The 21,169-nt window shown below is 44.0% G+C and carries 15 protein-coding genes, 3 tRNA genes and 1 pseudogene; 5 read left to right on the top strand and 14 right to left on the bottom strand.

Annotation, left to right across the window (positions count from 1 at the left end; all coding sequences use genetic code 11):
- Positions 1–111: 111 nt before the first annotated feature.
- Positions 112–4,388, bottom strand: a pseudogene (locus tag AB3489_RS00095) (acyl-CoA dehydratase activase-related protein).
- Between the two features lie 168 nt (positions 4,389–4,556).
- Between AB3489_RS00095 and AB3489_RS00090 the strand changes: the two are divergent.
- The 5 genes from AB3489_RS00090 to xerC all read left to right on the top strand — a co-directional run bounded on the left by AB3489_RS00090 (position 4,557) and on the right by xerC (position 8,412).
- Positions 4,557–5,162: a TetR/AcrR family transcriptional regulator gene (locus tag AB3489_RS00090; RefSeq protein WP_368293471.1), complete on the top strand. Its 606-nt coding sequence runs from the start codon at positions 4,557–4,559 to the stop codon at positions 5,160–5,162.
- 872 nt (positions 5,163–6,034) lie between these two features.
- Positions 6,035–6,199, top strand: coding sequence for a hypothetical protein (locus AB3489_RS00085; RefSeq protein WP_368293470.1), 165 nt, complete (start codon positions 6,035–6,037; stop codon positions 6,197–6,199).
- A gap of 241 nt (positions 6,200–6,440) precedes the next feature.
- On the top strand, positions 6,441–6,572 hold the full coding sequence (locus AB3489_RS00080; RefSeq protein ID WP_368293469.1) for an acyl-CoA dehydratase activase-related protein: 132 nt from the start codon (positions 6,441–6,443) through the stop codon (positions 6,570–6,572).
- A 576-nt stretch (positions 6,573–7,148) separates the two neighbouring features.
- A complete protein-coding gene (locus tag AB3489_RS00075) occupies positions 7,149–7,316 on the top strand; it encodes a hypothetical protein (protein ID WP_368293468.1) in 168 nt (55 codons plus the stop codon).
- A 136-nt stretch (positions 7,317–7,452) separates the two neighbouring features.
- Positions 7,453–8,412, top strand: coding sequence for a tyrosine recombinase XerC (xerC, locus tag AB3489_RS00070; protein ID WP_368293466.1), 960 nt, complete (start codon positions 7,453–7,455; stop codon positions 8,410–8,412).
- 17 nt (positions 8,413–8,429) lie between these two features.
- Here the strand turns inward: xerC and AB3489_RS00065 are convergent.
- The 13 genes from AB3489_RS00065 to dnaA form a co-directional block, all read right to left on the bottom strand.
- Positions 8,430–8,517: transfer RNA gene (locus AB3489_RS00065), tRNA-Ser, on the bottom strand.
- Between the two features lie 209 nt (positions 8,518–8,726).
- Positions 8,727–9,182 (bottom strand): tRNA adenosine(34) deaminase TadA, encoded by a 456-nt coding sequence (gene tadA, locus AB3489_RS00060; RefSeq protein WP_368293465.1) that lies wholly within the window; start codon positions 9,180–9,182, stop codon positions 8,727–8,729.
- A gap of 157 nt (positions 9,183–9,339) precedes the next feature.
- A tRNA-Arg gene (locus AB3489_RS00055) sits at positions 9,340–9,418 on the bottom strand.
- Between the two features lie 12 nt (positions 9,419–9,430).
- Positions 9,431–9,519: transfer RNA gene (locus AB3489_RS00050), tRNA-Ser, on the bottom strand.
- 147 nt (positions 9,520–9,666) lie between these two features.
- Positions 9,667–10,932, bottom strand: a complete 1,266-nt coding sequence (gene serS / locus AB3489_RS00045) for a serine--tRNA ligase (protein WP_020492333.1) — start codon at positions 10,930–10,932, stop codon at positions 9,667–9,669.
- Between the two features lie 12 nt (positions 10,933–10,944).
- Positions 10,945–11,535, bottom strand: a complete 591-nt coding sequence (gene pdxT / locus AB3489_RS00040) for a pyridoxal 5'-phosphate synthase glutaminase subunit PdxT (RefSeq protein WP_368293464.1) — start codon at positions 11,533–11,535, stop codon at positions 10,945–10,947.
- Positions 11,532–12,416 carry a pyridoxal 5'-phosphate synthase lyase subunit PdxS gene (pdxS, locus tag AB3489_RS00035; RefSeq protein WP_368293463.1) on the bottom strand — a complete coding sequence of 295 codons (885 nt, stop codon included), beginning with the start codon at positions 12,414–12,416 and terminating at the stop codon, positions 11,532–11,534. The genes pdxT and pdxS overlap by 4 nt, the downstream gene beginning before the upstream one ends.
- A 68-nt stretch (positions 12,417–12,484) precedes the next feature.
- Positions 12,485–14,953 carry a DNA gyrase subunit A gene (gyrA, locus tag AB3489_RS00030; protein WP_368293462.1) on the bottom strand — a complete coding sequence of 823 codons (2,469 nt, stop codon included), beginning with the start codon at positions 14,951–14,953 and terminating at the stop codon, positions 12,485–12,487.
- A 14-nt stretch (positions 14,954–14,967) separates the two neighbouring features.
- On the bottom strand, positions 14,968–16,902 hold the full coding sequence (gene gyrB, locus AB3489_RS00025; RefSeq protein ID WP_368293461.1) for a DNA topoisomerase (ATP-hydrolyzing) subunit B: 1,935 nt from the start codon (positions 16,900–16,902) through the stop codon (positions 14,968–14,970).
- A 203-nt stretch (positions 16,903–17,105) separates the two neighbouring features.
- Entirely contained in the window at positions 17,106–17,357 is a 252-nt protein-coding gene (gene remB, locus AB3489_RS00020) for an extracellular matrix regulator RemB (RefSeq protein ID WP_368294643.1), read from the bottom strand.
- 3 nt (positions 17,358–17,360) lie between these two features.
- The gene (recF, locus tag AB3489_RS00015; protein WP_368293459.1) at positions 17,361–18,458 is read right to left on the bottom strand and encodes a DNA replication/repair protein RecF; all 1,098 of its coding nucleotides are present in this window, start codon (positions 18,456–18,458) and stop codon (positions 17,361–17,363) included.
- Between the two features lie 21 nt (positions 18,459–18,479).
- Positions 18,480–19,577 (bottom strand): DNA polymerase III subunit beta, encoded by a 1,098-nt coding sequence (dnaN, locus tag AB3489_RS00010; RefSeq protein ID WP_368293457.1) that lies wholly within the window; start codon positions 19,575–19,577, stop codon positions 18,480–18,482.
- A 254-nt stretch (positions 19,578–19,831) separates the two neighbouring features.
- A complete protein-coding gene (dnaA, locus tag AB3489_RS00005) occupies positions 19,832–21,169 on the bottom strand; it encodes a chromosomal replication initiator protein DnaA (protein ID WP_019224899.1) in 1,338 nt (445 codons plus the stop codon).

Below are 21,169 nucleotides of genomic sequence, written 5' to 3'. Positions count from 1 at the left end.
TTTTTTTCATTATTATAACCTTACCTCATTAACATTTAGACCATTCGACATGTATTCCAGTAGATACTTTCGCTAATACCTCCAAAATAATGAGTAGAACCCGATTGCATCTTACTGGCTATTAGGCACATGAAACGTGGGCAAATGACGGCTAGGATGAGGCTCGCTCATGGGTAGTATATTTTTAAAAGCAACTGATAGCATTAGCTTTAGGCGATTGAGCTGATTGACTTCACTGGCACCAGGATCATAATCGATCGCAGTAATGTTAGCTTCTGGATAGGTTTTTTTTAATTCCTTTATCATCCCTTTGCCGACAACATGATTGGGAAGGCAACCAAAAGGCTGCACACAAACGATATTGGGGACCCCGCTCTGAATCAAGTCAATCATTTCGGCAGTTAAAAACCATCCTTCCCCGCAGTGGTGTCCCAATGACATAATCTGGCTGGCGAGATTGGCCTTATGGTAGATCGAATCAGGGGCATGAAAGCGCTGACTTTGTTCCAGGAGCACATTCATGCGCTTACGATTATTCTCAAAGTTATGAATAAGAACCTTCCCCCGTAATAAATCACTCGTTTTTCCAGATAAATACTTAGCCTTAAATATATAGTCATAGGCACAAAAAAGGAAGAAATCCATCAGATCCGGCAGCACCACTTCGGCCCCTTCTTTTTCCAGGATTCTTACGATATTGTTGTTGGCAGCAGGATGGTATTTGACCAAAATTTCTCCTACCAGACCCACCCGAGGTTTAATTAATGCTGACAAAGCTAACTGATCAAACTCTTTTACAATTCCCTGCAGGTTGTTTTCAAATGCCTGTTTGTTTCCAGTGACCAGCTGCGCCTTGCAACGTTCCACCCATTTCTGATAGAGTACGTCGGCTGACCCCGGAATTTTTTCGTAGGGCCTTACACGGTGCAAAACGCGCATCAGTAGATCGCCATAAACAAGGGCTTTAATCGCTTTTTTTATGAGATTGGTAGTTATTTTAAAGCCGGGGTTTTTTCTGCGCCATAAAGGTTGGCAGATAAAACTGGGATATTTTCAAAACCAGCCTCTTTAAGTGCTTTTCTGAGAAGACCAATATAGTTGGTGGCTCGACATCCACCACCAGTCTGACTCATGATGACTGAAGTATTGTTGAGATCGTATTTACCTGATTGAAGGGCTTTAAGCAGTTGCCCAATGACAATGATGGCTGGATAGCAGGCATCATTGTTCACATATTTAACGCCCTCATCCACAGCCTTTTTATCCACCGTAGGCAGCAGTTCGACATGGTACCCTTCGTTTTTAAATACTTCTTCTAAAAATTCAAAATGAATCGGGGCCATCTGAGGGAACAGGATGGTATGGGTCTCCTTCATCTTTCTGGTAAACACGGTTCTCTTCTGTACACAAGGCACACTCTCAGTTGCCGTAGGATTTTTCTTTCTTTCCCTGATGACTGCCAGAAGAGAGCGGAGCCTGATTTTGGCTGCGCCAAGATTGCTGCCTTCATCGATTTTAAGGACGGTGTAAACCTTGCCCCGGGCTTTGAGAATTTCTTGCACCTGGTCACAGGTAATGGCGTCCAGGCCACAGCCAAAGGAATTCAACTGAACCAGCTCCAAATTAAATTGGGTGCTCACAAAGCTGGCCGCCGCATAAAGCCGCGAATGATACATCCATTGGTCAATAACGCGTATAGGGCGCGCAACGGTCCCCAGGTGAGCCACTGCATCTTCTGAGAGAACCACCATCCCCAGAGAATTTATCATCTCCGGTATGCCATGATTGATTTCCGGGTCGATGTGGTAAGGACGACCGGCCAGCACAATGCCATGTTTTCCGGTTTCTTTAAGGTAAGCCAGTACTTCTTCGCCTTTTTTCCGAATCTCATCTTTGAAGTGCAGATCTTCCAACCAGGCCCTGTTTACAGCCCGAGCGATTTCTTTTTTCGAAATCCCGTGGTTACTTAATTCTTGATGAAGTCTGATGATTAGCTGCTTCTTATTATCGTAAGGCAGAAAGGGGGCCATCAGCTTCACGTCATTCTCCCCTATGATGTCCATATTATTTTTAATGACTTCGGAATAGGAAATAACCATTGGACAATTAAAATGGTTATCCGCCTCTTTTTGCTCCAAACGCTCATGAATGATGGAAGGATAGAAAATCTGCTTTATCCCCCGCTTAATCAGGGCGGCGATATGCCCATGCACCAATTTGGCAGGAAAACAGGCCGTATCTGAAGGGATGGTCTCAATACCTTGTTCATAAAGCGACCGTGATGAACGGGGGGAAAGTTCCACCCTGAAGCCCAACTCAGTAAAAAAGGTAAACCAAAAAGGATAATTTTCGTACATGTTTAGAACCATTGGAATGCCAACAGCTCCCCTTCTGGCGTCTTTCTCAGGCAAAGGTTCATAAGCAAGAAGTCGTTTATATTTGTAAGCATAGAGATTTGGATAAGAATGCTCTTTACTTTGTTTCGCAAAGGTTTTTTCGCAGCGATTACCGGATACGAATCTGCTGCCATCCTGAAACTTATTAATGGTGAGTAAACAAGTATTGCCACAGCCCCCACAGCGGTTTAAAGCGGTTTGAATAGAAAAATGTTCTAATTGTTCTTTGGATAACAGTGAACTCGCCTGCCCTTTGGGGCTGCGATCCCGGGCAATGAGTGCTGCGCCAAAGGCCCCCATCAACGGTGCAATATTGGGCCGAATCACTTCTTTTTCAATGATAAGCTCCAGACTTCGGAGGACTGCATCGTTTTGAAAGGTCCCGCCCTGAACCACAATCTTTTCACCCAGCTCTTGAGGATTTCTCATCTTCATTACTTTAAACAAGGCATTTTTAATGACCGAGTATGAAAGCCCGGCTGAGATATCGCCGACTGTAGCCCCTTCCGTCTGGGCCTGCTTTACCATAGAATTCATAAAGACGGTACAGCGGGAACCTAAATCCACCGGGGCTGACGCATGGAGTGCCAGCTGGGCGAAGTCTTGCACCGATAGATTTAATGTGTTGGCAAAGCCTTCGATAAAAGAACCACACCCCGACGAACAAGCTTCATTGAGCATAATATTTTCGATGATGCCGCCCCTAATCTTGAGGCATTTCATGTCCTGGCCGCCAATATCCAGGATCAGATCTACACCGGGTGCAAAAAACTGCGCGGCGCTGTGGTGGGCCACCGTTTCCACCTCCCCTATATCAACACGCAGAGCGGCTTTTAAGAGTCCTTCGCCATAGCCTGTTACGGCTGCATTGGCAATTCTTGCGTTGACTGGCAGGCGGCTGTACAGGTCTCTTAGGATATTGATGCCAAAATTCAAGGGATCACCCGTATTATTGCTATAGTAAGAATAGAGGAGGTCTCCATTTTCATCGATCAAGGCTGCTTTGGTCGTGGTTGAACCGGCGTCGATACCCAAAAAGCAGTCTCCTGCAAAGCTGTTTAAGTCTCTCTTGCCGATCTGGTGAAGATCATGCCGCTTGCGGAACTGATCCAGCTCATCCGCATCCTTAAAGAGAGGCTGCAGCCGAGAAATCTCATGGCTAACTTCTACATCAGCTAAGCGTTGTATGAGGCCCGGTAAATGGATAATCTTATCGTTGTCGGATGTTAACGCCGCACCCATTGCCACAAAAAACTGCGCCTGTTCCGGAAAGATGACCTGTTTATCATCAAGCTGCAGGGTGTCTTTAAACCTTGCACGAAGTTCAGATAAGAAGTGCAGTGGACCACCGAGAAAGGCGACATTACCTCTTATTGGTTTTCCGCCGGCCAGCCCACTGATCGTCTGATTGACAACCGCTTGAAACACAGAAGCTGCAATGTCTTCTTTACGTGCACCTTCATTTAAAAGCACTTGAATGTCCGTTTTGGCAAAAACACCGCAACGGGCTGCCACCGGATAGATGCTGGAATAATGCCTGGCCAGTTCGTTTAAGCCAGGGGCATCTGTCCCCAGCAGGGTTGCCATTTGGTCGATAAATGCGCCTGTTCCTCCTGCGCAGATTCCATTCATGCGTTGATCTAACCCGCCACGGAAAAAAGTAAGCTTTGCATCTTCTCCCCCCAGTTCGACGGCAACATCGGTTTGAGGGATAAAGCACTCGATCGCATGATTACATGCAATGACTTCCTGAATATGTTTAACGCCCAACCAGGAGGAGATCGCCAATCCTGCTGAACCGCTTACCCTGGCTGTAAGGGGTCTGCTTCCGACCTCTTCATATGCCTGCTGGAGAAGTTGAGCGGTGTGCTTTCGGTTTTCTACGTGATGCCGGCGATAGTTTTTATAAATTATTCTGCCGTCATCGTCCATAATGACTATTTTAACTGTTGTAGATCCTACATCTAGGCCCATACGTAGTACATTGATCATTCGCATCTCCTCCATTCAATCACTGATTTAATCAATGATTAAATCAGTGATTGATTTAATCATATCCTTATGATAAAATTATGTCAACTCCCATAGGGATTGAAAAAGGAGTAGTAACTCCCTCTACAATTGTTTTAAACGCTGTTTTTAATACGGAGGAACTGAAAGATGAAAAGCCAATTACATATGCTTACAACCAAAGAAAAAATTATTCAGGTTGTCATTGATATGATTGCTCAAGATGGGTTTCAAAACATTACCAACAGAAAAATTGCTGCGAAGGCAGGTGTTAATGCAGCCGCAATTAACTATCATTTTGGTTCCAAGGATGTCTTAATCAACGAAGCCTTAAAGCATGTTATGGATCAGCTTAAAAACATATTTGAATATTTGAAGACGGGGAACGAGGATGAGGAGACGCAGTTGTCCACGTTTATCAACAACTACATCGACATCTTGTTTAAGTATCCGGATATTATCAGGCACATGGCGAGCTATGCCATTCACCACAAACCGCTTGCTGAACATGAGGAGTACTTGGTCTTCATCCAAACCGAAGGATTTGAATTGATTAAAAACACGATTGGGAAAAAAATACCGGAGCTAGACGACAGTGTTCTTTCTCTAAAAACATTGAATTTAATAAGTGGTTTAAACTTTCCTCTCTTAATGGGAGAGCATATTAACCATTATATGGGAGTTGATTTATCCAATAAGGAGATACGACAAATGTACAAGAAACTATTATTAGAGAACGTTTGTCGAAGGGGTTAGCGGGAGAGAAAGGAAAAAAGAAGGTCAAATGCCTCTAAGGCCTGGATATTATATATCCTTTCAACGCGACACACTCAATGTGCCTCGAACACGAGAACAAATCTGTCAGCTGCCTTTGCCAGACGTCGGATACGAGTAATGCTATCTATTTTTTAACGATTTCTATACTTTTTAACGCAAGGTAGGTTTTTGTAGGCACTTCCTGATCTTTGTTTTTATTTACGCCCATTGGATGGGTAATTTGCCCTCCATTCTGGTTAAAAACAGTACGACATCAACTATTGTTTGTCTTTAGCTATGTCTTGTTCACTAAAATATTGGTATTCATAATAAAAAACTTGAACAGTTTCTCCGGATACGGTTACAAGGTTGCCGAATAGGGTGTTCCACATTACTCCAAGGCAAGACCCGGAAAGGATAGTGGTTATGCGTGGTAAACTACCGGCCTTGGACATAAATGATAACCAGAAAATAGAAACAATATATTATCAATCCTATACGGATGATTTCGTTGAAAGCAAAAATCAGTCTTTCCAGCCGCCGGATGATTACGTCTGGATTCGTAGAAATTTGTTGTATCGCCTGGCATCAAAATGCCTCTATCTGCTCGCATTGCTTTTTTCTTTTTTATACTGCCGGTTTGGTTTGCATGCGAAAATTGAAAATCGCTGTCCTGAGACAATGCGCAAAGTCCGGATGCTTTCTTTACGGAAATCACACCCAGCCAGTGGGAGATGCGTTTATTCCAGTTAGAGCGCTCGCTCCAAAACGTAGTTATGTGGTAGTAAGTCCGGCTAATCTGGGAATCCGGGTCCTCGGTCCTCTTCTTCCGATGCTTGGCGCATTACTGATTCCAAACTCAATAAGGGGCTTTGGGAGCGGCAATCGCTGCCAAGCATTTCATAGAGGAACACGGATACGCAAATGGAAGCAGTTCTTCCTTTATCGGGTTTGACGCTGTGGCAGGCTTTGATTACACGCAGAAGGACAGTGTCAGCTGCTCGCTATGCGCCAACCATTACAGCCGAACCGTGTGACAACCTTCAGCTCCGGGGCGTAATGGGTCGCTAGAAACCGCTGCGAGCGCGGCGCGATTGTCGCCGATACCAAGGAAGAACTGGCGTCAAAGGTCAGCGAGGCCGAGCGGACGGCGAACGCAGTCCCTGACATGTTCCGGCTCCGTCAGGAGTTACTGTTTAGGGATTATGCCAACCGTGTCGTTTTCACGAAAAAAAGACGGTAATCGGTCTGCCGCGCGTACTGGAGTTTTAGGACAGTATGCCGTTTTGGACGACGTTCTTCCATGCCCTGGGCTTCAAGACGCAGATTTCGCATCCGAGTTCCCGCGGACTGTTCGAACAGGGACTGCAATTTGTGGCTTCCGACACGATCTGTTCACAAAAATTCTGACTTTCAGGGTAGCATAACGAAAAGCCTGTAACGAGAACGCGTCCCCCCTTTCCACGCTTCCTGTAGCAGGCTTTTTGTGCTTGCCATTCTGCAAAAGTACATCATAAACCAATATTCTTTTGCAGGCTGATAAACGCCTTTTGCTCTTTGACAAAGAAAGCACGCTAACCACAAGAAGTATTAGGGCAAATCGATACTTTCGGTCTATGCCGAGCCGGACGGCGGGTGCACCACGACTTCCCCCAAGGGAACGAGCGATCACCACCCAGGCCGCAAAATGAGCGTGGTAACTTGTGGGGCGATGAGCATAGACTGGGACACTGATACTTCCAGCCACAGTCCGAGCGTTAAAAGCGTCGCAGGCAATGGGGGCGGCCCGTCAGTATAGGGGGAGGTGAAATTCCTATGAGGACGGTTAGCCACCGTCCACCGATAAGCCCATAACGATAAAACTGAAACGGACCATGCAGGTTAGGGGTGCGCCCATTGATGCGAACATATATGTATGCCCAATTTAGGGCGTACCCTTTTGCTGTGCATCTTAAAACAGAATGTAAATGAAAAGGAGGCTGAACTATGGCTAATGTAAAATTGTCACAGGAAAAAGCCTACCGGATCATTCTGAAAGGATATCCCGACGTGCTTGACATCAAACAATGTTTGAAATCCTTGGCATCAGCCTTAAGACAGGCTACGGTCTCATCCAGAAAAAAAAAATTAGAATCCAATATTCCCTTGACTTAAAAAATGGCGTGGCTGATAAAACTGGGAAGACGCTTGCGCATGAAGAGCCTGATGAAGACAATATCGTTCAGGATGATTCCGATACAAACCAATCCGCAAATCCCCTATTTGCGGATTTGCTAAAAGAGACATTATTGTGGGCGAAGATTTTAATTTTGACAAGCCAATCAAGCTCAATACCTGGGCCGGATATGCGGAGAACATCGAGCGCAACCTATATCCAACCTTCAAGGCTCACGGCTGCACGGTCCGGGAGATTACGCCCGATCTGCTTAAAGGACATTACGCTTACCGACTGAAATCCGGCAAGAAGAAGTCCACGGTTGTAAAGGATTACACCATTATCAACCAGGCATTGAATTATGCCGTTAGCAAAAAAATCATCAGTGTGAATCCGAACAGCGCCATCACCCTGCACAAAATTGAAAAATACAATGCTGCTACGCTCAATGCCGAACAAATGTTGTATTACCTTGAATTTATTGTCGGCGATGTTATTGAAATCCCCATATTGCTGGGTGGCTTTTACGGGATGCGGCGCAGTGAGTGCGTTAGAACTAGAGAATGCCAGTTTGATTTCAAGTATAAATTCTTTAGGGTCAATCATACCGTAACCACAGCAAGAATTAACAAAGAAAAAATATACATCCCATTAGACAAGCTCAAAACCGATTTGAGCAACCGTACTTATCCCTTGATTCCTTATGTCGAAGAAAGGATAAAAGCAAAAATAGCGGAGAACAAGGAACTGAGGGAACTTTGCGGCAACTCCTACAGCAAGGAATGGCTTGGGTATCTATGCGTTCATCCTTTGGGAGAAATTATCGACCCAGGATATATTACCAATAGGCACGCTGATTTACTCAAAAAAGCCGGATTGCCCCATGTCAGGTTTCATGACCTTCGGCATTCGTGTGTAGGCTTGATGATGGCTAATGAAGTACCGATGGAGCGGATCAAGGATTGGGTTGGCCATAGTGACATTCGGACTACAGTCAACACTTACGGTCATCTGGAATATCAGTCCAAGAAAAAAACAGCTAAGATCATTCAGAAATCGCTACCGCTTAAAAAGGTAGGAGCTGCTAATCTTTAAGATCAGCAGCCCCATGATGGCGGAGGGTTAGGGATTTGAACCCTAGATACCTTGCGGTATACCGGTTTTCGAGACCGGCTCCTTAAGCCTCTCGGACAACCCTCCGAATTATTAACTATCTAAGCGCCTCGGATAGAACAGCTCAAAAATCTATGTTTATTTGAACTCCAGGGGTAGTAAAAACCGCATAAATACAAGGTTTTCGGCTACATGTCTTCCACGCTACTCACTCGATTCCGAGTGCGGCGCGTTATGACCACTTCGCTACTTCTCCATGATAAATATATTATTTTTAAGATTTATGAGGCTTTGCTTTAGACTCCGGTACGTTTTTCCCGAAAATATTGTTTTAACAGTACCGAGCATTCTTCTTCCAAGACACCTGCCGTGACTTCAACTTTGTGATTCCAACAGTTTCTGTTCAGTACATTCATCACGGACTCAACAGCACCGCCTTTGGCATCCATCGCTCCGTAGACCAGGTGTTTAATCCTAGCTTGAAGAATCGCGCCGGCACACATCGGGCAGGGTTCCAGGGTAACATACAACATCGCATCCGTCAGCCGCCAGTGGCCCATCGCCTCGGCTGCTCGCTGGATGGCAAGGATTTCGGCATGTCCGGTCGGGTCTTGTTTCTGCTCTTTTTCATTGAAGGCGACAGAGAGAATCTGCTGATTCACGACAACGAGCGCACCAACCGGAATCTCATTGCAGTCATACGCCTTTTGGGCTTGGTCAAGCGCAAGTCTCATCCAATCTTCATGTTTCATTTCTCTCAGCCTCGAATACCATCCTGCCAGGTCCGCAGAAAAATCAAAATATGCTGGACAGGAAATACAGATTCAGGATTGACATAGTACGAGTACTTCGAAACGTTTGCAACGGCAAATCTGATAAAAAAAAGGCCTTAAAACCTTTGCAATATAATGGTGGCCCCGGGAGGACTCGAACCCCCGCAAGACAGGGTTTAGGAAACCCCCGCTCTATCCACCTGAGCTACGAGGCCATATGGATTGCATGGCGGAGGGGGTGGGATTCGAACCCACGGCCCCTTTCGGAGTCACCGGTTTTCAAGACCGGCTCCTTAAACCGCTCGGACACCCCTCCAGCAGTAAGACGAAAGATAGTATAACATAAACTTTATAACTAAACAAGAAGCTGTTTGCGCCAATTTTAAATAATGAAGCAACAAATAATATAATAATCTAATTGAATTAATGCTCTCAACATAATCTAAAAAACTTTTATTCTAATCTAACCAATAAATTCCGTGCCCATGTACGGAACCAGTACTTTCGGAATCCTGATTCTGCCGTCTTCTTCCTGGTAGTTCTCCAGAATGGCCGATACGGTCCTGCCGATGGCCAGTCCGCTGCCGTTCAAGGTATGCACAAACTCCGGTTTTTCCTTAGGTCCGCGCCGAAAGCGAATATTCGCTCTTCTGGCCTGAAAATCAATAAAATTGCTGCAGGAAGATATTTCCCTGTACAGATTAAAGCTTGGCAGCCATACTTCAATGTCGTACGTTTTAGCAGAGCTGAATCCAAGATCGCCGGTGGACAAGGCAACAACGCGGTAAGAGAGTTCCAGTTCCTGCAAAATCGCTTCAGCATCCGCGGTCAGCATCTCCAACTCCTGGAAAGAGTTCTCCGGAAAGGAGAATTTTACAAGCTCGACTTTATTAAACTGATGCTGGCGGATCAGCCCGCGAGTATCCCTCCCGGACGCTCCGGCTTCGGCGCGGAAACACGCACTGTAGGCACAAAATTTAATTGGAAGCATATCTGCTTCAAGGATCTCATCTCTGTAAATATTGGTGACCGGTACTTCCGCTGTAGGAATCAGGAAATAATCAGTTTTTTCTACTTTAAAAGCGTCTTCTTCAAATTTGGGCAGCTGGCCGGTGGAAAACATAGATTGCCGGTTGACCATAAACGGCGGAAAGACCTCCGTATAGCCTTTGGCAGCATGCCTGTCCATCATAAAATTGATCAAGGCTCTTTCCAGGCGCGCTCCGAGCCCTTTGTAGAACGTAAATCGAGTCCCGGTTACTTTGCCGGCCCGGGCAAAATCTAAAATATCTAGGTTTTCCCCCAGCTCATAGTGGGCCAGTGGTTGAAATTCAAACTTCCTGGGTTCACCCCATTTGCGGACTTGGATGTTATCATTTTCATCTTTACCAACCGGAACAGATGCATCGGGAATATTCGGGATCAAATAGAGTACTTCCAGCATTTTTTGCTCGATCTCGTTTAAACTGTCATCCAGCGTTTTGATGTTCTGACCAACCTCACGCATTTGAAGGATCAGCTCCTCGGCATCCTGCCCGCTTTTCTTCCGCCGGGCAACTTCTTCAGATACCTTATTGCGTTCCGCTTTCAGATTTTCCGCCTCAAATAAGATTTGCCGTCTTTTTTCCTCTTGGCGCAAAAAATCATCCAGGTTGATATCGGCACAGCGTTTCGCTAACGCTTCTTTGACAATCTCGGGATTGCTGCGCACAAATTTTAGATCGAGCATAACGGGCCCCTCCTATTTTCGATACTGATCAACGATGTTAATGAAATATTCATGAATTCTGGTATCATCGGTAAGCTCGGGATGAAACGCGCTGGCCAGAATATGATCATCCTGGACCAAGACAATCTTGCCAGCATATGCGGCCAGCACATCGACCTCCGGACCTGCTTCCGTCACATACGGCGCGCGGATGAATACGGCTCGCAAATTTCCGCCTTTTAGTCCCTTAACCGGGATATCGGCTTCAAAACTCGCAATCTGCCGGCCAAAAGCATTTCGTTTGACGGATATATCCAGAAGCCCCAAAGAATACTGGTTACTCCGGTCAATTTTTTTACTGAGCAGAATCATACCGGCACACGTCCCAAAAATGGGAAAACCTTCACCAGCCATTTCTACAATTTTATCGCCAAAACCGTCAATTTCAAGCTGCTTACCGATTGCTGTGCTTTCCCCGCCGGGAATAATCAGCCCACTGATTCCTTTTAAATCATCGACACTGCGGACTTCAACTGCTTCAACTCCAAGTTTTTCCAAAGATTTGCAGTGCTCGCGAAAAGCGCCCTGGATAGCCAGGACACCAATCTTCTTTTTCATGCTCACCAGCCCCGATCCTGCATTCTTTCCGCCGGAGCAATCGAGGAAATCTCCAGACCAGGCATTGCTTCACCGATTTCTTCGGAAAGTTTGGCCAGTATGTCCGGATCATTGTGATGAGTGGTTGCGAGAACGATTGCTCTGGCTCTCTTGGCTGGTTCAGAGGATTTAAATATGCCGGAGCCAACAAAAATACCGTCGCAACCCAGCTGCATCATGAGGGCTGCATCAGCCGGTGTTGCAATTCCGCCTGCGGCAAAATTTACAACCGGCAGTTTGCCGTGTTCGGCAACATATAGAACTAAATCGTAAGGTGCAGCCATTTCCTTGGCTGCGGTCATCAGTTCCTCTTTCGGCATGGTGGTCAGACGGCGGATATCGGCCATAACCGTCCGCATATGACGCACTGCCTCAACCACATTGCCTGTTCCGGGTTCACCTTTGGTGCGGATCATCGCAGTACCCTCGCCAATCCGACGCAGGGCTTCACCCAGATTGCGCGCACCGCAGACAAATGGCACTTTAAAATTATGCTTATCAATGTGATAAAGGTCGTCGGCAGGAGTCAGAACTTCGCTCTCATCGATGTAATCCGCGCCAAGTGCTTCTAGGATCCGGGCTTCGACAAAGTGTCCGATTCTTGCTTTAGCCATAACCGGAATGGTTACTGCCTCCATGATTTTTTTAACGATGGTCGGATCGGCCATTCTTGCCACACCGCCTGCCGCCCGGATATCAGAGGGCACTCTTTCCAGGGCCATAACTGCACAGGCCCCGGCTTCCTCCGCTATTTTTGCCTGCTCGGGTGTTGTGACATCCATAATGACGCCGCCTTTTAACATCTCCGCCAAGCCTGTTTTTACTTTCCATGAAGCTACCTTAACCATGAATGATTCCTCCTAATAGATCTGTTAATCGTCCTATTGTTCCCTGTTAACATCATTTTATTAATCGTTTATTCTTCTTCTTTGCTTACAAATTTAGCTACGGCCACGACCTTGCTTTCACCGGTTCTCATGGCAGTGACTCCCTGGGCCGATCTCCCCTGGACGGAGATGCCGCTGACTTCCTGACGGATCACAATGCCTTCATCGGTAATGACCATCAGTTCCTGATCGGCGGTGACGACCTTGACGGCGGCCAGAGGCCCAGTCTTAGAAGTGACTCTGTGCCCGATAATGCCTTTGCCACCGCGTCCCTGGATCCGGAATTCACTGAGTTCGCTTCGTTTAGCAAAGCCATTCTCGGTAACGGTCAGCAATTCCAAATCACTAGTGGTTTTATCCACGACATCCATGGCAATGACATAGTCATCTTTCCTGAGAGAGATTCCTCTTACGCCGCGGGCTGTCCGTCCCATGGCTCTGACATCTTCCTCAGAGAAACGAATCGCCAAACCCAGACGGGTTGCAATCACGACATCATCATCTTGTTTCGTGAGGCGCACGCCGATCAGTTCGTCATTTTCATCCAGCGTCAGCGCAATCAAGCCATCACTTCTTTTTGTGTCGTAATCCTGGAGCGAAGTCTTTTTGACAATTCCGTTTTTCGTTGCTGTCAGCAGGTTGAATTGGTCTTTAAACTCCTTGACAGCAATCGTCGCAGTGACTTTTTCATCCTGCGCAAGACTCAAAAGGTTCACAATCGCAGTCCCTTTAGCGGTCCGGCTTGCCTCAGGTATTTCATGCGCCCGCAGACGGTAAACCTTGCCACGTGAAGTGAAGAAAAGAATATGATGATGTGTAGAGGCAATAAACAGGCTCTCCACAAAATCATTTTCTCCGGTAGACATGCCGTTGACACCACGTCCACCTCTTCTCTGGCTGTGATAGGTGTTTAAGGGCAGTCTTTTGATATACCCTCTGTGTGTGACCGTAATTACGACGTCCTCATCCGCGATCAGATCTTCAATTTCCATCTTCGTCGCATCAAAGGTAATTTCTGAACGTCTCGAGTCCGCAAATTTATCCCTGATTTCCTTCAGTTCAGTTTTAATAATTCCACGAACCATTTTGTCCGAATTCAAAACTGCCGTCAGGTAAGCAATCTCATCCATCAGCCTTTGATACTGGGCATCCAATTTTTCACGTTCCAAACCGGTTAGGCGCTTTAAGCGCATGTCCAGAATAGCCTGAGCCTGTCTGTCGCTGAAATCAAAGCGCAGGATCAGTTTGGCTTTAGCAATGTCATCATCCTTGGAAGAACGAATGATCTCAATGACTTCATCGATATAGTCCAGCGCCTTGCGCAGTCCTTCAACAATATGTGCCTCATCTTCTGCTTTCTTCAGTTCAAACCGGCTGCGCCGGACAATAACTTCCTTTTGGTGTTTGATAAAATATTCCAGAATTTCCTGCAGGTTGAGTACTTTCGGGGTATTGTCAACCAGCGCCAGCATATTGATCCCGAAACTATCTTCCATCTGGGTATGCTTATACAACTGATTCAGAATGACCTGAGGTGTAACATCCCTGCGCAGTTCAATCACAATACGAATCCCTTTCATTGTGGTCTCATCGCGCAAATCGGTAATACCTTCGATTTTCTTTTCCTGAACAAGTTCAGCTATCTTTTCAATCAGCCGGGACTTATTGACCACATACGGAATTTCCGTAACAACGATCTGCATTTTTCCGTTTTTTTCGATTTTTTCGATATTGGCCTTCGCCCGGACCTTGATTGATCCCCTGCCAGTCGTGTACGCGCTGATGATTCCTTCCGTGCCCATGATTTGGGCACCGGTCGGAAAATCAGGTCCTTTAATAAATTTCATCAGATCTCTAATTCCAGGTCGAGGTGCTCCATCTTCGTTATCCTCACTGTCCATCAAATATACGACGCCATCGATGACTTCTCCCAAATTGTGCGGCGGTATATTCGTGGCCATCCCGACAGCAATCCCGGAAGAACCGTTAACCAATAAATTCGGAAATTTCGCCGGCAAAACGTCCGGCTCTTTTTCTCTTTCATCATAGTTCGGACTAAAGTTGACGGTATCCTTATCAATATCAGCCAGCATATACGTAGCCAGCGAAGCCATCTTCATCTCTGTATAACGCATGGCAGCCGCTGAATCGCCATCAATGGAACCAAAGTTGCCATGTCCGTCAATTAAAGGATAACGACTGGAAAAATTCTGCGCCATCCTGACAGACGCATCATAGATCGATGAATCTCCATGTGGGTGATATTTCCCCATGCAATCCCCAACCAGTCTGGCCGATTTACTATACCCTTTATTCGGCGTCATCCCTAATTCATTCATCGCATAAAGAATTCTGCGATGAACCGGTTTCAGTCCGTCGCGTACATCCGGCAAGGCTCGGCTGACAATAACGCTCATGGAATAATCTATAAATGATTTTTTTAATTCATCGGAAATTTCAATGGGCAAAACCTTGCCGCTAAAAAGTTCCATGGACATGGTTCAACGCTCCTTTAAATATCCAGATTTCGTACATCCCTGGCATGTTTTTGAATAAATTCCTTACGGGGCTCCACTTTATCGCCCATCAGCATCGTGAACAATTCATCCGCTTTCATGGCATCTTCCATTTCGACCTGGAACATGGTCCGCGATTCAGGATCCATGGTTGTCTCCCAAAGCTGTTCGGGATTCATTTCACCAAGACCTTTATAGCGTTGGATTTCTGTCTTTTCTCTGCCGACAGTTTCCATAACCTTACTCAATTCTTTATCACTATAAGCATATTGAATTTGTTTACCGTTTTTAATCTTAAAAAGTGGTGGCTGCGCAATATAAACATAATGATTTTCAATCAGCGGTTTCATAAACCTGTAGAAAAATGTCAACAAGAGAATCCGGATATGTGCGCCATCGACATCGGCATCTGTCATAATCACAACTTTATGATAGCGGGCTTTTTCAATATCAAAATCTTCAGATATGCCCGTTCCAAGCGCTGTGATCATTGCTCTTATTTCCATATTTCCCAGAATCCTGTCCAATCGGGCTTTTTCGACGTTTAAAATTTTACCGCGCAACGGCAGAATCGCTTGAAATTTCTGATTCCTGCCTTGTTTGGCTGAGCCGCCGGCGCTGTCTCCTTCGACGATGTACATTTCACAGTACCTTGGATCTTTCCAGGTGCAGTCGGCCAGTTTACCCGGCAAAGAAGTACTTTCCAATGCACTTTTTCTGCGGGTAAGATCTCTGGCCTTACGGGCGGCAAGCCTTGCCCGGGTAGCCTGCAAGCCCTTTTCAACAATCTTTTTGGCAACGGCTGGATTTTCTTCAAAAAAGGTCGTTAAACCTTCGCCAACCACGCTGTCGACAATGGATCTAACTTCACTGTTACCCAGTTTAGTCTTTGTCTGTCCTTCAAACTGAGGTTCCATGATCTTAACCGAAATAATGGCTGTAAGGCCTTCTCTGACATCCTCACCGCTTAAGTTATTCTCATTGCCTTTTAAAATATTGTTTTTACGCGCGTAGTCATTAACAACTCTGGTCAGAGCCGCTTTAAATCCCGCTTCGTGCGTCCCGCCTTCTGTGGTATTGATATTATTAGCATACGAAAATAAGGTTTCGGTATAACTTTCGTTATACTGAAGGGCAATCTCAACCTTTGTATTATCTTTCTCCGTCTCAAATACAATCGCTTTCTGATGAATCGGATCTTTATTTTTATTTAAATATTCTACAAAATCAATCAGCCCATTATTGTGATTATAGACATCTTTGGCCTCGCTCCGCTCGTCAATCAGAGTAATCATGACATTTTTATTCAGAAATGAAAGCTCCTTCAAACGATGCGCCAGAACTTCATAGTCATAAACGATATCTTCGAAGATTTCCGGATCAGGCTGGAAAGTAATCATTGTCCCGGATCTTCCTTGGTACGTACCGATTTGCTTGAGTTCCGTCAGTGTTTTGCCGCGGGAATATTCCTGGCTGTACTTTTTCCCATCTTTTTTGATCTCGACACACAAATTAACGGAAAGCGCATTAACAACGCTCATGCCGACCCCGTGCAGGCCACCAGAAACCTTATAAGCCTCGTTATTAAATTTTCCGCCGGCATGCAATACTGTCAAGGCAACTTCCACTGCCGGCTTTTGCATCTTTTCATGCATATCAACCGGTATGCCGCGGCCATTATCTTGAACAGTAATACTCTCTCCCTGATGAATAATAACTTCTATTTCATCGCAGTAACCAGCCATAGCCTCATCGATGCTATTGTCAACGATCTCATAAACCAGATGGTGCAAACCACGGCTGCTGGTGGAACCGATGTACATACCGGGGCGTTTTCGAACAGCTTCTAATCCTTCGAGTACTTCTATCTGGCCGGCATTATAATCAGATCCGGGATTTATTTGATTTGCTAATTCCGATTCATTTTGCAAAGCTGTTCCCTCCCAAATTTATCCTTTAACCTTAATATTATACTATAAAATCTGCTTTCATTCAAATATGAAGACCTCCCATCTTCCGGAGGTCAATAAAACAACGAATCGTCTTCCTTAAAGAAAACTTGGCTGGCGCCAATCCTTTGGCAGAAGTCCTAGAAGTCTAGATGTATAAAAAAGTACTTACACTTGCTTATACACTAAAGAATACTTCCGCTTTGTGATCTTTTCATTAACGTTGACGAAGAAATCGGAGACAGATAATATTCCGAATCTGTCATCACAAAGGATTTTTCTTTTCCTTTTTCAGTAATATTCTGTACGTTTCCCTTTTTCATCATTTTATTCAACAAACTGCGGGAAATCTGGTTGCTTCCTGCTGTATCCAAATCAAGAACCAGAATGATTTTGTCTTTTCTCACCATAATATTATTACCGATGTGCAGAAACATCAACTATTTCCTCCTTATATTTCCATTAGATACCTGATATACCACTGCGTTCTGATTCGTAATCCTGTCATCTGCACCAGTCATGGTGATGATTGTCTGTTTTTGCAGGGTATTAATATACTCAATCAAATAGTCCCTCCGATATTCATCCAATTCGGAAAGAACATCATCCAGCAGTAAAATCGGATATTCATCTTTTTCATTCCGGATGATTTCCATTTCAGCCAGCTTTAGACTGAGCACCAGAGAACGCTGCTGACCTTGAGATGCAAATATTCTTGTATCATTTCCATTCAGATAAATAATTATTTCGTCGCGGTGGGGTCCGAACAATACAGCTTTTCTCTCAATTTCCTGCATCATTTTTTTCTCAAGTATCTCCGGAAAGCTTTGTAAAGCCTGCTCTAAATCCTTTTTTCCTAAGGCTTGATAAATGATATCGAGATGGTCCTCATCCGAAAAAATGCTTTGAAATATCTTTCTGCAGTGGGTATTCAGTTTATCTGTAAATTCAGATCGATTAATAATAATCTTGGAACCGATCTCACAAATTTGTTCATTCCATGCCTGGAGCTGAATTCTTAACAGATTAATATTCCTTTCGTTTTTCAAAAGAATATTTTTCTGGTGAACAGCCCTTAAATAAGCATTTAGAAGGGCAAAATGCGTAGGTCTAATCTGGGCAATCAGCAGATCAATAAAACGCCTTCTTTCGTTGGGTCCTTTTTTAACAATATTTAAATCATCCGGATAAAAAGAAACCCCATTGACTGTACCAACGTAATCTGAAAGACGTTTACAAGCCAATTGGTTAATCTTCATGACTTTTTTTCCGGTCTCGTAATAACCCTCCAGCATGAAGAGCCTTTCTGAAACAAGAAAAGAACCTGAGAGATAAAAATTTTTCTCCCCCCAGCGTATTAAATCATTTTCTGACTTACAGCGGGCCGATTTACCGCTAATAAGATACCCGATTCCTTCAAGGATGTTCGTTTTTCCCTGACCGTTGGAACCCATTAGCAGGTTGATTCCCGGCTGGAAGTCAATCTTTTGTTCTTGATAATTTCTGAAATTAACCAAATATAAGTCTTTAATATACATGTTTAAAAACGAATCATCATGCTAATTTCTTAGCGGCAGAACTAAACATAAATATTTATCATTACTTTCGGGCCTGAAGATACAGGGGCTAGATGGTCCAGAAACTTCCATAACCACGTTTTCGGTGTCTACAACTTTAAGCAGGTCAATGATATACTTGGCATTAAAAGAAATTGCAACGTCCTCTCCATTCTGTTCCACTTCGAGCTGTTCAAATACTTTACCCATTTCCGAAAAATGATTGATGTTAATATGGGAATTCTCAATATTAAAACGGACCGTATTGGTCTTCAAGTAATTGTCTTTGGATAAAAGAGAGGCTCTTTCTACTGCATCCATCAATTTTCGAGTATATATCAAAAGTTTCGTGTTGCATGTTGCTGGAATAACCTGTTTGTAGCTTGGAAACTGTCCTTCAATCAGACGGGTGACAATTTGAACCTGGCTAAATTTAAAAATAATTCTGGAATTGTTAAAACTGATTAAAATACTGTCATCATCTTCCATTAGCCTATAAATCTCATGCAGCGTCTTGGCTGGAATAATCCCGTTGAACTCTTTTTGATTTCCCTGCAAAACTTCATTGCTGAGTGCTAGTCGGTGCGTATCTGTTCCGACAAGTGTTATATTTTCTTTATTCACCTGAAGTAGCACGCCGGTAAAAACAGGTCTGGTTTCTTCGACTGAACAGGCGAATATGGTCTTACGAATCATACTTTTAAAAAGTAAAGCCGGAAGTTCAATGCTTTCATTGGAAGTAATATCGGAAATCTCAGGATACTCTTCAGGATCATATCCATTCACCGCAAAATCAGAGGAATCGTAAAAGATATTAATATTATTGTCAGTACTTTCAATTCTAATTTCGGTATCCGGAAGCTTCCTGGCAATTTCCGAAAAAAGCCTAGCCGGTAAAACGACTTGTCCTTCTTCCTGAACATTGACTGGGACTTGGCATCGAATACCAATTTCTAGATCAGTGGCTTCAAACCAGAGATTTTGTTTTTCTGCTCTCAGTCTGACTCCTTGAAGTATAGGAAGCGTATTTTTGGAGGACACGGCTCTTTGTACAGTATTGATTCCTAAAATCAAATCTTCCTTTTTGCATAAGACTTTCATCGGATACCTCCTATGTATTCTGACTCTATTTCAAAATTATACCATATTTATTCACTATTCATAATAAGATATTAATTTAGTAGTAACCGTAGTAGTATAGCGGTAATAATTGTGGATAAAAGGATATATAAAGCCAAATATGGTTTTTGTCTGATTGGATAAATATATTGATATCATGTGGAAATGATAGAATGATATCCACAATTATTAATTTAAGGTGTGTTTAAGTAAATAAAATAAATATTCATTAGACTCTAACTTGATTTAATTTTACTGATAATGTCATTGATGCTCTTTTCAACCAGTGGATCATTTTTTTTCAGTTCGCTTATCTTTTCACAGGCATGAATGACTGTTGTATGATCCCGGCCTCCAAATTTGTCACCGATCTGTTCCAAAGAAAGATCCGTCATCTCGCGGCATAGGAACATCGCGATTTGTCTGGGAAAAGCAATGGTTCTTGTTCTTTTCTTCTGTTTGAATTCCTGAATGGACATCTTATAATGTTCAGCAACACTTTTTTGAATCATATCAAGAGAAATCAATTTTTGATTTTTCTGTGGGATCATATCCTTCAATATCTCTTCTGCCAGGGTAACGGTTATCGGTTGGTTAGTGAGCATGCAGTAAGCTGTTATTTTACTTAAGGCACCTTCCAGCTCCCGGATATTGGATTGAATCTCGGAAGCAATAAAAATAATAATTTCATCAGGTACAATAAAATTTTCCAGCTCAGCTTTTTTGCGTAAAATAGCAATTCTTGTTTCGTAATCAGGCGGATTAATATCAGTTGTTAAACCCCATTCAAATCGCGAACGAAGTCTTTCCTCGAGTGTTGGTATTTCTCTCGGGGGACGGTCTGAAGAAATAATGATTTGTTTGTTGGCCTCATAAAGAGTGTTAAACGTATGAAAGAATTCTTCCTGGGTGCCTTCTTTGCCTGCCAGGAACTGAATATCGTCAATTAATAAGATGTCAATTTTCCGGTAAGTGTTCCGGAATTCGACCTGTCTTTCATAACGAATAGAATCAATCATTTCATTCGTGAACTGTTCGCCGGTGACATAGAGAATTTTCATCGAAGGAAAATTCTTGCTGATCACGTGACTGATCGCATGCATTAGATGCGTTTTGCCAAGCCCGCTGCCGCCGTAGACAAATAAAGGGTTATAGGATTTAGCAGGAGATTCCGCAACTGCAAGTGCTGCGGCATGGGCAAAACGATTCCCGTTGCCGATTACAAAAGTATCAAACGTATACTTTGGGTTCAGGGAATGAGACAAAACGCCAAAATTAACACCAGGGGTTTCTATTGGAGGAATATCGGAAGGATCTTGCTCTGCGATAAAGTTTAGAGTAACTGGTGCATTCAGGTAATTTTGAACAGTGGATTTAACGAGCGAGGAATACCTGCTTTCCAGCCAGTCTTTTGCAAACTCATTGGAAACACTGATGGTCAACCGATTGTTGGAGAAATCAACCAGCTTCGTTGAAGACAGCCAAGTTTCAAAACTGGGCTTAGATAATTCATCTTTCAGTTTCTCAAGGATATTTTCCCAGAAAGCGTTTAAATATATAATATTAGGAGACAT

Origin of the sequence: Dehalobacter sp. TBBPA1 (assembly GCF_040931655.1) — a bacterium.
GTDB classification, from domain to species: domain Bacteria; phylum Bacillota; class Desulfitobacteriia; order Desulfitobacteriales; family Syntrophobotulaceae; genus Dehalobacter; species Dehalobacter restrictus.
The sequence above is the reverse complement of the archived record's forward strand: the minus strand, read 5'-3'. Positions and strand labels throughout refer to the sequence as shown.